The following is a 15,179-nucleotide window of genomic DNA, read 5'->3' as shown; positions in this document are numbered from 1 at the left end:
TCGGTGACCGACAAGTCGAATGACATTCCGAAGGCCGATGGTTCGGCGCAGGCCGGGCAGGGCGCGTCGGCGGCAGGTCGCCCGGTGACCAGCCCGTTCGATTCGCCGACGACGCAGATGCGCAAGCCGGATCCGCGCGATATTCCGCGCACCGACGAGGATCTCGGTCTCGACCCCGGTGATGAGGTACCCGGCGCGAGCACCGCCAAAACCAGTCGCGACGACACCGACGAAGATTACGGGTACGCGACGATTCCCCCCGCCTCCGCGGCCTCGGCGGGCACGGTCCGCCTGCAACGCCGCAACCGCGAGGCCCGTCGCGGCACGCTGGATCTTGGCCTGTTCGTCCTGCGCCTGGTGGTCGGCTACACCTTCATCTACCACGGTCTGCAGAAGCTGACCGGCTGGTTCCACGGCCCCGGCCTCGACGGCACCAAGACCATGATGGAAAGCGGCGGCTGGGACTACCCGTCACTGTCGACCGCCCTGGTGATCGCCGGCGAGCTCGGCGGCGGCATCCTCCTGGTGATCGGCCTGGCCACACCCCTCGCCGCGGGCGCCGTGCTGGCCACCATCCTGAACGCGTGGATGTGGAAGCAGGGCATGGTTCCCGGCTTCCAATACAACGCGGGCACCCCCACCGGGGTCGAACTCGACAGCATCCTGGCCGGTTCCGCCCTGGCGATCATCCTCACCGGTCCCGGCCGCTGGTCCTTCGACCGCACCCGAGGCTGGGCCACCCGCCCCGCTTACGGATCCTTCGTGGTGGTCCTGCTGGCCATCGCCGCCGCGATCCTCACCTTCTGGTTCCTGCACGGCGGCAATCCGCTGAAGGGCATCGGCCCCTTCTGATCCGCCGCTCCGCACCTTTCGGCCAGACCTGAGGGCGCGGTACGTCGATGACGCGGCAGGCGGTCGCGTGTGGTGGCTGGGTCAGCCGGTACCCGGTGCCTATGTACTTACTGCATCAGTGGTCGCGACGGCGCGGGCTCAGCCAGGTGGGCGGTCATCGTGGTGTGCACGTCGGCCAGGAACGACTCGAACCGACGCAGCTCCTCGGGGGAGTATTTCTCCATCACCGTGCGCTCCACCTGCACGCCGAGCGGGCCGAAGAAGTCATTGGCGAGGGTGTGGATTCGCGGTGTGCTGCGCAGCGTGATGACGCGGCGGTCGTCGTGCTCCCTGCTGCGCACGATATGACCGGCCTGTTCGAGCCGGTTCAGCAGCGCGGTTGTCGCGCTGTTGGACAACGAGATCCGTTCACTGAGCCGCGCCGGTGACAGCGTGCCCCCGCGTTCCTCGGCGGTGAGGATCTCGATCAGCGCCTCGGCATCGGTGGAGTGCAACCCGAGCCAGGTCGCGAACCGGCGGGCGAGCTCCCGGTAACTCGCGCCGTAGGCCCGCATGCCTTCGTGGATTCGTTCGTACTGGGCGCGAGCGTCCGCCTGGCTCATAGGTTCCTTTCGCATCGTTTGACATCCTATTGCCCTGAATATACTTTGACCGTGGAATTATTCCACCATGGAAATAGGAGTGTGCGATGAGTCAAGAGTCGTCCCTTCGCCGATGGCTCGGCTTGATCGCCATTGCCCTCGGCGTCGCGCTGATCGTGGTCGACACCACGATCGTGAACGTGATCATCCCGTCGATCATCAGTGACCTGGACACGGGTTCGACCGAGGCGCAATGGATTCAGGAGTCCTACGCGATCGTGTTCGCGGCCCTGCTGCTGGTGGTCGGCCGCGTCGCCGACATGGTCGGGGCGCGCCGGGTGTTCGTCGCCGGTGTCGTGGTGTTCGGCGCGACCAGCATCCTGGCCGGGCTCGCCCCCGATGGCGGACTGCTCGTCATCGCGCGATTCCTGCAGGGTGCGGGCGCGGCGATGATCCTGCCGACCTCACTCGCCCTGCTGAACGCGACATTCACCGGCAAAGCCCGTGGTCAGGCGTTCGCGGTGTGGGGTTCGACGATCGGTGCGGCCGCCGCGCTCGGTCCACTGCTCGGTGGCTGGCTGGCCGAACATGTGTCGTGGCGCTGGGCGTTCGGCATCAATGTGCCGCTGGCGGTGCTGATCGTGGTCGGTGTCATGGCATGCATCGCGCCCTCACCGAAGGTCGCCGGCCGCCTCGATGTGATCGGTTCGATCCTGTCGGTGCTCGGCCTCGGGCTGCTGGCCTTCGGGCTCGTCGAAGGTCGCACCTACGGCTGGATCACCACCACTCATCCGATGGGCATCGCCGGATTCACCTGGTCCAGTGGACCTTCGCCGGTGCTGGTCGCGCTGGTGCTGAGTGTGCTGGCACTGGGCGGCTTCATTGTCCGGCAGGTGCTGTTGCGGCGCGGCGGCAATGCGGACAAAGCGCTGATGGACCTCAGCCTGTTCTCGCTCTCCTCGTTCCGCAACGGCAATATCGCGACCCTGATCATCGGTCTCGGCGAGTTCGGCATCGTCGCCGTGCTGCCGCTGTGGTTGCAGTTCACCCTCGGCTACAGCGCGCTGCAATCCGGCCTGGCCCTGGTGCCGATCGCCATCGGCAGCTTCATCGCCAGTGGTGCCAGCTTCGGGATGGCGGGCAAGGCGTCGCCGCTGAACATGGTCCGGCTCGGCCTCGGCCTCGAAGTCGTCGGTCTGGCCGCGCTCGGCTTCTTCGCCGCCACCGACAGCTCGTGGTGGTCGATCTCGCTGGTCCTGTGCGTGTACGGCATCGGCGTCGGCTTCGCCACGGCTCAGGTGACCAACGTCGTTCTCGCCGACATCCCCGAAGCCGACAACGGCCAGGCCTCCGGTATCCAGAGTGCCTTCCGTCAACTGGGCTCCGCCCTCGGCATCGCGCTGCTCACCACGATCTTCTTCACCACCCTGAGCTCGAACGTCGACAAAGACCTGACCGCGGCGGGAATGCCGCCCGCCCAGTCCCAGCAGTTCGCCCACGCCATCACCGGCAGCGCGGGCGCGGCGATCGAAGGCTTTGCGGCCCAACCGGATACGCAAGAAGTGGCCACCGCGGGCCGATCCGCGATGACCACGGGCGTCAACCTCGGCGCCTACCTGGCCGCAGGGTTCGTCCTGCTCGGCCTCGTGGCCACCGCTCTGATTCCCTCCCGGACCGGACGCGACGACGAGTCGTCAACGCAGACAACACAACCCGCGCTCGTCTGACAGCAGGACAGTCTGCCCCACCCGCGAAACGCAACCCGTGATTTCGCAAGAACATAGGTAACCCGCCGGGATCGGGCTACCCCGATAACAGGCTCGCCGCCGGTCGCGTCAACGACCGGCGGCGAGCCTGAATACGCGGAGAGGCGGCTACAGCACCTTACGAACAGCGCCCTTGTCCGCCGAGGTGGCGAGCGCCGCGTAGGCACGCAGGGCGGTGGTCACCGTGCGGTCGCGGTTGACGGGCTGCCACGGGCGCTCCGAGGCTTCCATCTTCGCGCGGCGTTCGGCCATGACCTCGTCGGAGACAAGCACTTCCAGCGCGCGGGTGTGCACATCGATGCGGATGCGGTCGCCGTTCTCGATCAGGCCGATGGCACCGCCCGAGGCGGCCTCGGGGGAGATGTGGCCGATCGACAGCCCCGAGGTACCACCGGAGAAGCGGCCGTCGGTGATCAGCGCGCACACCTTGCCGAGACCGAGGCCCTTGAGGAACGAGGTCGGGTGCAGCATCTCCTGCATGCCGGGACCGCCGGCCGGTCCTTCGTACCGGATGACGACCACGTCACCGGGCTGGATCTTCTTGCCGAGGATCATCGACACCGCGTCCTCCTGCGACTCGACCACCACGGCCGGGCCTTCGAAGGTGAACAGGTCTTCGTCGATGCCCGCGGTCTTGAGGATCGCGCCGTCGGGGGCGATGTTGCCGCGCAGCACGCACAGCCCGCCCTCGACGGTGTAGGCGTGCTCGATGTCACGGATGCAGCCACCGGCGGCATCGGTGTCGAGCGAGGACCAGCGGTTGCTGGTGGAGAACGGTTCGACCGTGCGCACGCCACCCGGCGCGGCGTGGAACAGTTCCAGCGCCTCGTCGGATGCCTTGCCCGAGCGGATATCCCAGGTGTCGAGGAATTCCTCGTAGTCGGCGGTGTGCACGGTGGTCACGTCGGTCTCGAGCAGGCCGCCGCGACGCAGTTCACCGAGGATGGCGGGGATGCCACCGGCGCGGTGCACGTCTTCCATGTGGTAATCCGAGTTCGGCGCCACCTTGGACAGGCACGGCACCTTGCGGCTGATGTCGTCGATGGTCTGCAGGTCGAAGTCGATCTCGCCCTCCTGCGCGGCGGCGACGATGTGCAGCACGGTGTTGGTCGAGCCGCCCATGGCGACGTCGAGGGCCATCGCGTTGCGGAAAGCCTTGGCGTTGGCCACGTTTCGCGGCAGCACTGACGCGTCGTCGTCGGAGTACCAGCGCTTGGCGATATCGACGATGACGGTGCCTGCCCGCTCGAACAGTGCACGCCGAGCGGAGTGGGTGGCCAGGGTGGAGCCGTTGCCGGGCAGCGCGAGGCCGAGCGCCTCGGTCAGGCAGTTCATCGAGTTCGCGGTGAACATGCCTGAACACGAACCACAGGTCGGGCACGCGGAGCGCTCGACCTCGTCGAGGCCCTCGTCGGACACGTCCGGGCTCGCACTCGCGGAGATCGCGCTGACCAGGTCGAGCGGCGCCTGCGCGACACCGTCGACGATCACGGCCTTACCGGCCTCCATCGGCCCGCCGGAGACGAACACGGCGGGGATGTTGAGACGCATCGCGGCGTTGAGCATGCCAGGAGTGATCTTGTCGCAGTTGGAGATACACACCAGCGCGTCGGCGGTGTGGGCGTTGGCCATGTACTCCACGGAGTCGGCGATGATCTCGCGCGAGGGCAGCGAGTAGAGCATGCCGCCGTGACCCATGGCGATGCCGTCGTCGACGGCGATGGTGTGGAACTCGCGCGCGATGCCACCGGCGGCGGCCACCGCCTCGGCGACGATCTCGCCCATGTTCTTGAGGTGCACGTGACCGGGCACGAACTGCGTGTACGAGTTCGCGATCGCGATGATCGGCTTACCGAAGTCGGAGTCGGTCATGCCGGTCGCGCGCCAGAGCGAGCGCGCGCCCGCGGCATTGCGGCCGATGGTGGTGGTGCGTGAACGAAGCGGTGGCATTGAAATCCTCGTAGAGTCGCTGGGTGCGTGGCAAGCGTGCGAGCAGGGGGCTGACCTGCGCGCCACGTGCGAGTACGCGGTGCGTCCGGCAAGCCGCAACGTTACTCCGGCGGGCGATGGTCGCGTCGCGCCGGTGGTACGTGCGCCAGTGATGGAACCGGGCTCGAGGCGGGAGTGTCGCTCCGTGGGATGTCGCCGCGGTGGTGCCGTCGGCGCGGGGTGCCCGGTCGCCGTCAGCTTACCGCTACAACGGCGCACACCGACGTCCTGATTCCCACAGTGATGGAGCCGACGATCGCTGCGGGGTCCCCGCGTGGTTACTGCTCGGTGCCGGACTCCGGCTTCGCATCGGTCGCCGCTGTCGCGTCGGACTCGGCCTTCGCGTCGGGCTCAACCTTCGCGTCGGACTCGACCTTCGCCGCAGCGCGCTCAGCGGCGAGGCGCTCGGCCTCGGCGGCTTCCGCGGCGGCGAAAACATCGGGCAGCAGCCCGCCGGACGCTTCGATCAGCTCACGCAACCGGTCGTAGCTGACGGCAGGCAGCTTCACCTCGGAATCGTCGTCGAGCCGGGCGCGCACATAGCCGCGCTTGGGAATGCTGATCCCCTTGACCTGCGCCCAGTCGAGGTGCTTCTTCCCGGTCATCGAACTCAGATCCAGTCCGGACGCGGACACGGTCGTGTGCGTACGCACCACCCACCACACCGCGATCACCGGCGCCAGCAGCAACGGCCACAGCGCGACCGGCCACCCGACGAACGGGAAGAACACGCAGAACGCCAGCACCAGCACGCCGATATAGGCCAACCGGGGAACCGCGATCACATGCACACCCGGCGTCGCGGTGTTCGCCCTGCGCGGCATCAGCAACCAGACGATCACCGCGGCGGGCACGATCGCCCCGATCCGCACCACCAGCGACCAGTCCTGCACCGTTCCCGCGATGACGAAGATCAGGTACGCCAGGACCACCGCCCCGATCGCCGCGAGCCGCCCCGGACTGGCCGAGCGCAGGCCGCCGGGTCGCGACGGGCGACCCGTATCGGTTCCCTCGTCGGTGGTGTGGGACGATTTAGCCGGTGGCACGGACTGATGCGGTGATGACACCCTCCTATCCTCGCATCTTGGTACACGGACCCACGCAACCACTCGAGTCCCACAGAATGGGACCGGAGCGGAAAGCCTGTTTGACTCGACGCAGTACGCGCGCCTAACGTCGTACGTGTGATTCGAAACGAGCTCGTAATCGGCCGGCGCGTCCAGCGTCGAGCCTGACTAGGTAGTCAATACGTCAGCTCGCGTTTGCGACGCGCCACCCTCGAACAGCCATGTGCTGGGCGGGGGCTTTTTTGTGTTCGGGCGAATGCCAGTGGCCCCCGGGCCAGTCCGAGTCAGAACGAGACAGTGAGGAACGAAGACGGTGAGTGCACCAACCGCACGACCCGGGCCATCGGCCCGCAGGTCAGCGCCTTCAGCTACCCCCGGTAGCCCGGCGACCAACCCCACCCGCCGCCAGGTCGCGCCCGAGCGCGTGACCGGCGCCCAGTCGGTGGTCCGGTCCCTCGAAGAGCTCGACGTCGACACGGTATTCGGCATTCCCGGCGGCGCGGTCCTTCCTGTCTACGACCCGCTGTTCGATTCCAAGAAGGTCCGCCACGTCCTGGTCCGGCACGAGCAGGGCGCCGGTCACGCGGCGACCGGTTACGCGCAGGCCTCGGGCAAGGTCGGTGTGTGTATGGCCACATCCGGTCCCGGCGCCACCAACCTGGTGACCCCGCTGGCCGACGCGCAGATGGACTCGGTTCCGATCGTGGCGATCACCGGTCAGGTGCCGTCGAGCCTGGTCGGCACCGACGCGTTCCAGGAAGCCGACATCTCGGGCATCACGATGCCGATCACCAAGCACAACTTCCTGGTGAAGGACGCCGCCGAGATCCCGCGCACCCTGGCCGAGGCGTTCTACCTCGCTGCCTCGGGTCGCCCCGGCGCGGTCCTGGTCGACATCACCAAGGACGCCCTGCAGGCCCAGACCACGTTCTCGTGGCCGCCGGAGATGCGGCTGCCCGGCTATCGTCCGGTCACCAAGCCGCACGGCAAGCAGGTGCGCGAGGCCGCCAGGATGATCCTGGAGTCCAAGCAGCCGGTGCTCTACGTCGGTGGCGGTGTCATCAAGTCCGATGCCTCGGCCGAACTGCTCGAGCTGGCCGAACTCACCGGCATCCCGGTGGTCACCACCCTGATGGCGCGGGGCGCGTTCCCCGACAGCCACACCCTGAACATGGGCATGCCCGGCATGCACGGCACCGTCGGCGCTGTCGCCGCGCTGCAGAAGTCGGACCTGCTGATCACCCTCGGCGCCCGTTTCGACGACCGCGTCACCGGTCAGCTGGACTCCTTCGCGCCCGACGCGAAGGTCATCCACGCCGACATCGACCCAGCCGAGATCGGCAAGAACCGCCACGCCGACGTCCCGATCGTGGGCGACGCGCGTGAGGTGATCGTCGAACTGATCGAGACCCTCAAGGCCGATCCGCAGTCGGGCGCCGCACCGCTGCTCGAGCTCGGTCCGTGGTGGACCTACCTCAGCGGCATCCGCGACAACTACCCGCTGGGCTGGAAGACGCCCAGCGACGGTTCCGTCTCGCCGGAGTACGTCATCGAGACGCTGGGCCGCCTGGCCGGTCCCGAGGCCATCTACTGCGCCGGCGTCGGCCAGCACCAGATGTGGGCCGCGCAGTTCATCAAGTACGAGAACCCGCGCACCTGGCTCAACTCGGGCGGTCTCGGCACCATGGGCTACTCGGTTCCCGCCGCCATGGGCGCCAAGATGGGCGCGCCGGACAAGGAAGTCTGGGCGGTCGACGGTGACGGCTGCTTCCAGATGACCAACCAGGAACTGGCCACCTGCGCGATCGAAGGCGTGCCGATCAAGGTCGCCCTGATCAACAACGGCAACCTGGGCATGGTCCGCCAGTGGCAGACCCTGTTCTATGAAAAGCGCTACTCCAACACCGATCTCGGCACGCACTCGCTGCGCATCCCCGATTTCGTGAAGCTGGCCGAGGCGCTGGGTTGCGTGGGCATCCGGGTGGAGAAGGAGTCCGAGGTCGAGGACGCGATCCGGCAGGCCCAGGCCATCACCGACCGCCCGGTCGTCATCGACTTCATCGTCGGCAAGGACGCCCAGGTGTGGCCGATGGTCGCCTCCGGCACCAGCAACGACGAGATCATGTTCGCCCGCGGCATCCGTCCGCTCTTCGACGAGGACGAGTCGGTCTCCGAACCGGCCGTCATCCACGAGGCGATGGAACGCGAGCAGGCCGCATTCGAGAAGGGCGACGACGAATGAGCACGACCCACACCCTGAGCGTCCTTGTCGAGGACAAGCCGGGCGTGCTGGCGCGAGTCGCGAGCCTGTTCTCGCGCCGTGGCTTCAACATCGAATCCCTGGCCGTCGGTGGCACCGAGATCCCCGAGATCTCGCGCATGACGATCGTCGTGACCGTCGACGATCTGCCCCTCGAGCAGGTCACCAAGCAGCTCAACAAGCTGATCAACGTCATCAAGATCGTGGAGCAGGACGCCGACGCCTCGGTGGCCCGCGAGCTGATCCTGGTGAAGGTGCGCGCCGACGCGTCGGTGCGCACGCAGGTGATCGAGGCCGTGCAGTTGTTCCGCGCCAAGGTGATCGACGTCTCGCCCGACGCGCTGACCATCGAAGCGACCGGTACTCGCTCCAAGCTCGACGCGCTGCTGCGCATGGTCGAGCCGTACGGCATCCGCGAGATCGTGCAATCGGGTGTGGTGGCTGTGGGCCGCGGCCCGAAGTCGATCACCGCGACCCGCTGAGTCGACCTCAGCAACCTCCGCGATAACTTTTCCTAACCATCATTTTCAGAAGGGACCAATCAAGTGGCAGTCGAGATGTTCTACGACGACGACGCTGACCTGTCGATCATCCAGGGCCGCAAGGTCGCCGTGATCGGTTACGGCAGCCAGGGCCACGCGCACTCGCTGAGCCTGCGCGACTCCGGCGTCGACGTCCGCGTCGGCCTGACCGAGGGCTCGAAGTCGCGTCCGAAGGCCGAAGAGGCCGGTCTGACCGTCGGCACCCCCGCCGAGGTCTCCGCGTGGGCCGACGTGATCATGGTGCTGGCCCCCGACACCGCCCAGGCGTCGATCTTCACCAACGACATCGAGCCCAACCTGAAGGACGGCGACGCGCTGTTCTTCGGCCACGGCCTCAACATCCACTTCGGCCTGATCAAGGCTCCGGCCAACGTCACCGTCGCGATGGTCGCCCCGAAGGGACCCGGCCACCTGGTGCGTCGTCAGTACGTCGACGGCAAGGGTGTGCCCGCGCTCATCGCCGTGGATCAGGACCCGAAGGGCGACGGCCAGGCTCTGGCGCTGTCCTACGCCAAGGCCATCGGTGGTGCCCGTGCCGGCGTCATCAAGACCACCTTCAAGGAAGAGACCGAGACCGACCTGTTCGGTGAGCAGGCCGTGCTCTGTGGTGGCACCGAAGAGCTCGTCAAGACCGGCTTCGAGGTCATGGTCGAGGCCGGCTACGCCCCCGAAATGGCGTACTTCGAGGTGCTGCACGAGCTCAAGCTGATCGTCGACCTCATGTACGAGGGTGGCATCGCCCGCATGAACTACTCGGTCTCCGACACCGCCGAGTTCGGTGGCTACCTGTCGGGCCCGCGCGTCATCGACGCAGGCACCAAGGAGCGCATGAAGGCAATCCTGGCCGACATCCAGGACGGCACCTTCGTCAAGCGTCTCGTCGCCAACGTCGAGAACGGCAACACCGAGCTCGAGGGTCTGCGCAAGGCCAACGCCGAGCACCCCATCGAGGTCACCGGCGCCAAGCTGCGCGGCCTGATGAGCTGGGTCGACCGCCCGATCACCGAAACCGCGTAATTCGCTGATCCCCGAAGGGCCCGCTCGCCACGTGCGAGCGGGCCTTTCGTCGTTCTGACGTAACCTGGGGGGGTGACGGAAGGAACACCAGCTCAGCGGCTTCGGCTAGCCCTGGAGATGTCCGAATTCGGTGTGCAGATGTATCGCACGCGGATGCGCAGGATGTACCCGAATGCGTCCTCGACCGAGATTGCGGACAGAGTCGCATCCTGGCTCCTGTCCCGGTCAGGCGTTGAAGACACAGCTGGTCGGCCATCCGCCAGGTTTGCGTGAACGCCCTCGAATCAGCGCTGCGGCGTGCGCGAGCCGACATCGACAACTTGGGCTACCGCTGGGCCCTCGTCGGAGGCTTCGCAGTCTCGGCCCGCTCGATTCCCCGATTCACCCATGACATCGACCTCGCGGTCGCAGTAGCCGATGACGGCGACGCGGAAGCGCTGGTGCGCAGCATGTTCGACGCCGGTTACAGCATGCACGCGTCCGTCGAACACGACAACGGACGACTCGCCACGATCCGTCTGCGCAGAAACTTCGACGGCGTCCCTGTCCTGGTCGATCTGCTCTTCGCAAGTTCAGGAATAGAGCACGAGATCGCCGCCGCTGCCGACGAGATCGAGATCGTCCCCGACCTGAGTCTGCCGGTGGCGACAACCGGGCACTTGATCGCTCTCAAATTGCTCTCTCGCGACGATGTGACGCGTCCGCAGGATCTCGCGGATCTGCGTGAGTTGTTGAGCGTCGCCACCGAGGACGACATCTCGATAGCTCGTTCGGCTGTGTGCCTGATAGCCGAACGTGGCTTCAACCGAGACCGCGACCTGGTGTCGAGTCTCGATGTCCTGCTTGCATTCTGAAGCCCGATCACCGAAACCGCGTAAGGTTTCATCGCGTCTCGAAGGGCCCGCTCGCCACGTGCGAGCGGGCCTTTCGGCATTTTGACGTACCGTGGTGGCGTGACGGAAGTGAAAGCAGCCCAACGATTTCGGCTCGCGCCGACCGGGGCAGGTGTGTCATCCGCGTCACGGATCTGAACCCGGTGCCCTCGGCCGACCTCGGTGGCGGCGATCTCGCGATTCCGTTCGAGCTGCCCAACGGCGACGTCGGCTTCATCTGGGGCGACTCGTTCTCCGGGGACGGCCCGTACGGCCCACCGATGGGCGGCATCGGGAACTGGCGTTCCCCCATCATCACTCGCACATCTGCGCGCGACCCCGCCGAGCCGATCGTCATGGCCACCTCGCCGAGCACCGACGGCCGCCAGCTGTGGGACTACCAGCACGACAACGCCGAATACTCCACCGTCCTGCCGTGCGACGCGATGACCATCGACGGCCGGATCTACCTGTGGGTCATGTACACCCAGGGTCTGGGCAACGAGAAGTGGTGCGAGGTATGGACATCCGACGACAGCGGCATCACCTGGGCGCGCAGCGGCTCGAAGTTCTGGTGCGACGCCTTCGCCGGTAAGCGCGTCATGATCTCCTGGGCCAAGGACCCGCACAGCGACTGGGTGCACATCATCTCCACCGGCGGCCTGGCCAGGAACAAGGACATGCTGCTGTGGCGCGCGACGGTCGACGGCCTGTCCGATCCACACGCCTGGCAGGGCTGGGGCTGGGACGGTGACGACTGGGCCTGGAACCGTGAGCCGACGCCGATCTTGCCCGGTTGGCGATTCGGCGAGATCTGCCTGCGCTATGTCGAGAACAGGGCCGTGATATCCGGATTCGACGCGGGGGACTACTCGATCTTCGTCAAGGTCGGCGACCGCATCGACAACACGAACTGGATCACGACCCACACACACCGGCCGGTGACCGGGATGCCGCGCGGTGTCGACACAGTCCCGCGCCTGTACGGCGGCTACATACATCCCTACAGCAAGCTCGAGGACGGCAAGTTCACGCTCATCGTCTCCGAGTGGGCGGAGAACGGGAATCCCTATCGGGCGACCCAATTCACCTGCACCGGGATTCGCCGCAAGGTGCTGGTCCCCGTACCCGACCCCGAACCGACTCCCACGCCGACCCCAGAGCCCCAGCCTCGGCCGTCTCCGCCACCGGACCGGACCTGGTGGCAGGAGCTCGTCCGCCGAGTCGACGAGTGGCGCAGGCGGCTCGGTCCGTAGCGCCACCCCTGCTGTCGACGGCCGATAGCGGGAGACTTGCTCGATGAGCCGTTCGCATTTGCCGGTGCGGGCGGGCTGCTGTGTCCGAGTGGTTATCCGCCGGCCCTTGTCGTGGCGGTCCGGTAGCGCAAGACTTGCTCGATGACGACGGTTGAGGATTTCGATCGGCAGGCCGCTGAGGTGGGGAAAGCGGCGCGAAGGCGGGTTTCGCGTTCTGAGCTGGGGGAGTGGAAGGCGGTGTCGGGGCGGGAGGACCCGGTGGCGATTCTGCAGCAGCAGAACGCGACGCGGGTGCAGGATCTGGTGCCGATCCGGATGGCGCGGATGGCGGAGTCGCCGTTCGCTTTCCTGCGTGGTGCCGCGGCGGTGATGGCCTATGACCTGGGTTGCGGTCCTGACACCGGGCTCATCGCGCAACTGTGCGGCGACGCGCACCTGGCGAATTTCGGGCTTTTCGGTACGCCGGAACGCCACCTCGTCTTCGACGTCAACGACTTCGACGAGACACTGCCCGGCCCGTTCGAGTGGGACGTCAAACGTCTGGTCGCCAGTGTCGCGGTCGCGGCGCTCGGCAATGGCTGTTCCGATGCGGAGGCGGCGTCGGCGGCGGAGGCGACCGCCCGTGGCTATCGCGAGGGCATCGAGCAGATGACACAGCAGGACAGTCTCGAAATCTGGTATGACCGCGTCGATGCCGACCAGGTCATCGCGCAGATCCCGAAGAAGAAGTTCCGCAAGAAGGCCGAGAAGACGGTTGCCTCGGCCATGAAGCGCACCAGCCTGCAGGCACTGGAAAAGCTCACCGAACCCGATGCCGAGGGCATCCCGCGGATCAAGAATCAGCCACCCCTGCTGGTGCCCGTCACCTTGCCCGACGAGAAGACCGTGAAGTCCGTGCTCGCCGAGTACCGGCGCAGCCTGCCCGACCAGACGCGCGTACTGCTCAACCGCTACACCCTGGTCGATACCGCGGTGAAGGTCGTCGGGGTCGGCAGCGTCGGCACGCGGTGCTTCATCGCGCTGATGATGGACAAGGAGTCCGGCGCTCCGCTGTTCCTGCAGATGAAGGAGGCCGGCACCTCGGTGCTGGCGCCGTATCAGAAGCCGAGCCGATACCAGCAGCAGGGACATCGCGTCGTCGCGGGTCAGCGGCTGATGCAGGCGGCCAGTGACATCTTCCTCGGCTGGGCCACCGGGCCGAAGGGTGTGGACTACTACTGGCGCCAGTTCCGCGACATGAAGGGCTCGGCCGATTTCGAGAATATGACCCACCGCCAGCTCGCCAATTACGGCGGCCTGTGCGGTGGCGTACTGGCCCGCGCCCACTGCCGCTCCGGTGACCCGGCCGCCATCGGCACCTATCTCGGCGGCAGCGACAAATTCGACAAGGGATTGCGCGATTTCGCGATGTCGTATTCGGATCAGACCATGGCTGACTACCGGCTGCTGCTGGCCGCGATCAAGGACGGTCAGGTGGAAGTGGCCGACAACGCGTACTGATCGGCCTCGGTCGGTGCCGACCGGTACAGCGTGATCCCGATCGCGAACAACCACAGCATGGTGAGCCCGCCGACGGTGGCCGTGCTGCCCCATCCGTTGGCCGCGTAGAAGTTCGCCGGCGTGTTCCCGAAGAACAGCGACGGCACGAACGCGAAGTTCACCGCCGCGAGTGCCCAGCTGGTCACGATGCACCAGCGGGGCAGTAGCCGTGCGGCCGCGATGGCGAATGCCACGAGGAACAGTCCCTCCAGCAATCGCGAGATGGTCCCGTACAGGATGTAGGTACCGGTGACGGTGATGGTGGGATCGATCGGCTCCGGTGCGGCGATCACGGCACCGACCTCTAGGCCGGTCGACACCAAAATCACCGTGAGCCACGCTGTTCCGGCCCTGGCAGCCAGCGACCCGAACCAGTCGCGTTCCGGGTCACGCTGTCTCACCACGTAGGTGAGTCCGCTCATGAACACGATGAACAGGGTGAGCCCGACCAGCCCGAGCAGGCATCGAGTGAGCACGTTCGCGTCCGGCGGTGCCCCCGCGTAGACGAAATACAGCGGCAGTTCGATCAGCGTGCACCCGGCACCGGCGAAGGCGGCAGCCCCGGTGGTGCGCTGAATCTTGTTGATACCCATAGCTATTCGACCCTTGCCTCCGAGCGCTCCGGCTCGATCGGAATTAGTATAGGTCTTAAACTATAAACCCTATGTTAAGTTGAGGGAACCCCCGAACGAATGAGGAGACGGTGACCAGCAAGCAGTCCGGTTCGCCACGACCGCGCGTCGGCCGCCCGGCCGAACTGGACGCGGAACGCATCGTCGCGACGGCGATCACGCTGGCCGATCGCGAAGGTCTCCGCGCCGCGTCACTGACGAAAGTGGCTGCCGCGCTGGATGTCACACCGATGTCGCTCTACCGCCACATCGGTTCGAAAGAAGGTCTCACCGACCTGATGGCCGACACTGCCTTCGGCCTGCCGCCGGTCATCGGTCCCGCCTGGCGGCCCGCCCTGCGCGATTGGGCGACCGGTCAGCGAGCCGTGTTCGCCCGCCATCCCTGGCTGACCCAGATCCCCATTACGGGCCCGCCGCGCGGCCTGAACGCCCTCGCCTGGATGAACGCCGGTCTCGCTGCCCTGCGCGATACCGGCCTGGACTGGGGCGCCAAGATCGGTGCGATCACCGTGGTCGGTGGCTATGTCCGGCAGTCCTTCGTCACCGACCGGCACATGGCCGAGCAGCGCGGCACCGAACAGCGCAGCGAGGCTCAATCTCTCGACGCGTACCAGCGCGACGTGTCGACCCTCGACCTGTCTCCTTTCCCCGAGGTCGCCGCGCTCTTCGTCGACCAGGTATTCGCCGACGTCCCGCCGGACGAGGAATCGTCGGACGGCGATTTCACCTTCGGCCTCGACCTCATCCTCGACGGAGTCGCCGCCGCGATCGCCGGGCGCGGGTAACACTCGATATACTGGTTACCG

Annotated in this window: 14 protein-coding genes; 10 read left to right on the top strand and 4 right to left on the bottom strand. The window is 66.7% G+C overall.

Annotated features, from left to right (window positions below):
- The first annotated feature begins 3 nt into the window (after nucleotides 1–3).
- On the top strand, nucleotides 4–852 hold the full coding sequence (locus ACQHI0_RS20275; RefSeq protein WP_427903422.1) for a DoxX family protein: 849 nt from the start codon (nucleotides 4–6) through the stop codon (nucleotides 850–852).
- 107 nt (nucleotides 853–959) lie between these two features.
- Here ACQHI0_RS20275 and ACQHI0_RS20270 read toward each other — a convergent pair whose 3' ends face one another.
- A complete protein-coding gene (locus ACQHI0_RS20270; protein ID WP_427903421.1) occupies nucleotides 960–1,469 on the bottom strand; it encodes a MarR family winged helix-turn-helix transcriptional regulator in 510 nt (169 codons plus the stop codon).
- A 71-nt stretch (nucleotides 1,470–1,540) separates the two neighbouring features.
- On the opposite strand from ACQHI0_RS20270, the gene ACQHI0_RS20265 reads away from it, so the two are divergent.
- Nucleotides 1,541–3,160 (top strand): DHA2 family efflux MFS transporter permease subunit, encoded by a 1,620-nt coding sequence (locus ACQHI0_RS20265; protein ID WP_427903420.1) that lies wholly within the window; start codon nucleotides 1,541–1,543, stop codon nucleotides 3,158–3,160.
- A 147-nt stretch (nucleotides 3,161–3,307) separates the two neighbouring features.
- Here ACQHI0_RS20265 and ilvD read toward each other — a convergent pair whose 3' ends face one another.
- Both ilvD and ACQHI0_RS20255 read right to left on the bottom strand, forming a co-directional pair.
- Nucleotides 3,308–5,149 (bottom strand): dihydroxy-acid dehydratase, encoded by a 1,842-nt coding sequence (ilvD, locus tag ACQHI0_RS20260; protein WP_427903419.1) that lies wholly within the window; start codon nucleotides 5,147–5,149, stop codon nucleotides 3,308–3,310.
- 317 nt (nucleotides 5,150–5,466) lie between these two features.
- Complete coding sequence (locus ACQHI0_RS20255) at nucleotides 5,467–6,255, bottom strand: PH domain-containing protein (protein ID WP_427903418.1); 789 nt, start codon at nucleotides 6,253–6,255, stop codon at nucleotides 5,467–5,469.
- A 313-nt stretch (nucleotides 6,256–6,568) separates the two neighbouring features.
- Here ACQHI0_RS20255 and ACQHI0_RS20250 point away from each other — a divergent pair, with 313 nt between their 5' ends.
- From ACQHI0_RS20250 to ACQHI0_RS20220, 7 genes are all read left to right on the top strand, one after another.
- Entirely contained in the window at nucleotides 6,569–8,497 is a 1,929-nt protein-coding gene (locus tag ACQHI0_RS20250; RefSeq protein ID WP_427903417.1) for an acetolactate synthase large subunit, read from the top strand.
- Entirely contained in the window at nucleotides 8,494–8,997 is a 504-nt protein-coding gene (gene ilvN / locus ACQHI0_RS20245) for an acetolactate synthase small subunit (RefSeq protein WP_019048314.1), read from the top strand. Before ACQHI0_RS20250 ends, ilvN begins: the two co-directional genes overlap by 4 nt.
- A 75-nt stretch (nucleotides 8,998–9,072) precedes the next feature.
- Nucleotides 9,073–10,074 (top strand): ketol-acid reductoisomerase, encoded by a 1,002-nt coding sequence (ilvC, locus tag ACQHI0_RS20240; RefSeq protein WP_427909237.1) that lies wholly within the window; start codon nucleotides 9,073–9,075, stop codon nucleotides 10,072–10,074.
- Between the two features lie 72 nt (nucleotides 10,075–10,146).
- Nucleotides 10,147–10,347 carry a hypothetical protein gene (locus tag ACQHI0_RS20235; protein WP_427903416.1) on the top strand — a complete coding sequence of 67 codons (201 nt, stop codon included), beginning with the start codon at nucleotides 10,147–10,149 and terminating at the stop codon, nucleotides 10,345–10,347.
- Entirely contained in the window at nucleotides 10,344–10,928 is a 585-nt protein-coding gene (locus ACQHI0_RS20230; RefSeq protein ID WP_427903415.1) for a nucleotidyl transferase AbiEii/AbiGii toxin family protein, read from the top strand. Before ACQHI0_RS20235 ends, ACQHI0_RS20230 begins: the two co-directional genes overlap by 4 nt.
- A 182-nt stretch (nucleotides 10,929–11,110) precedes the next feature.
- The gene (locus ACQHI0_RS20225) at nucleotides 11,111–12,202 is read left to right on the top strand and encodes a DUF4185 domain-containing protein (RefSeq protein WP_427903414.1); all 1,092 of its coding nucleotides are present in this window, start codon (nucleotides 11,111–11,113) and stop codon (nucleotides 12,200–12,202) included.
- Nucleotides 12,203–12,343: 141 nt separating this feature from the next.
- Nucleotides 12,344–13,702 carry a DUF2252 domain-containing protein gene (locus tag ACQHI0_RS20220; RefSeq protein WP_427903413.1) on the top strand — a complete coding sequence of 453 codons (1,359 nt, stop codon included), beginning with the start codon at nucleotides 12,344–12,346 and terminating at the stop codon, nucleotides 13,700–13,702.
- On the opposite strand, the gene ACQHI0_RS20215 is transcribed toward ACQHI0_RS20220, so the two are convergent.
- Nucleotides 13,672–14,334, bottom strand: a complete 663-nt coding sequence (locus ACQHI0_RS20215; protein ID WP_427903412.1) for a hypothetical protein — start codon at nucleotides 14,332–14,334, stop codon at nucleotides 13,672–13,674. The genes ACQHI0_RS20220 and ACQHI0_RS20215 overlap by 31 nt on opposite strands.
- 110 nt (nucleotides 14,335–14,444) lie before the next feature.
- Between ACQHI0_RS20215 and ACQHI0_RS20210 the strand changes: the two genes are divergently transcribed.
- Nucleotides 14,445–15,158, top strand: coding sequence for a TetR/AcrR family transcriptional regulator (locus ACQHI0_RS20210; RefSeq protein ID WP_427903411.1), 714 nt, complete (start codon nucleotides 14,445–14,447; stop codon nucleotides 15,156–15,158).
- The last annotated feature ends 21 nt before the right edge of the window (nucleotides 15,159–15,179 follow it).

Origin of the sequence: Nocardia sp. FBN12 (assembly GCF_050320175.1) — a bacterium.
Taxonomy (GTDB): domain Bacteria; phylum Actinomycetota; class Actinomycetes; order Mycobacteriales; family Mycobacteriaceae; genus Nocardia.
This window is presented reverse-complemented; position numbering and strand designations above follow the sequence as displayed.

Bases quoted from the DNA above. Each gene is read 5' to 3' on its own strand.
- ACQHI0_RS20215 (WP_427903412.1), bottom strand. From the start codon at position 14,334: ATGGGTATCAACAAGATTCAGCGCACCACCGGGGCTGCCGCCTTCGCC.
- ilvD (WP_427903419.1), bottom strand. From the start codon at position 5,149: ATGCCACCGCTTCGTTCACGCACCACCACCATCGGCCGCAATGCCGCG.
- ACQHI0_RS20265 (WP_427903420.1), top strand. From the start codon at position 1,541: ATGAGTCAAGAGTCGTCCCTTCGCCGATGGCTCGGCTTGATCGCCATT.
- ACQHI0_RS20220 (WP_427903413.1), top strand. From the start codon at position 12,344: ATGACGACGGTTGAGGATTTCGATCGGCAGGCCGCTGAGGTGGGGAAA.
- ilvC (WP_427909237.1), top strand. From the start codon at position 9,073: ATGTTCTACGACGACGACGCTGACCTGTCGATCATCCAGGGCCGCAAG.
- ACQHI0_RS20270 (WP_427903421.1), bottom strand. From the start codon at position 1,469: ATGCGAAAGGAACCTATGAGCCAGGCGGACGCTCGCGCCCAGTACGAA.
- ilvN (WP_019048314.1), top strand. From the start codon at position 8,494: ATGAGCACGACCCACACCCTGAGCGTCCTTGTCGAGGACAAGCCGGGC.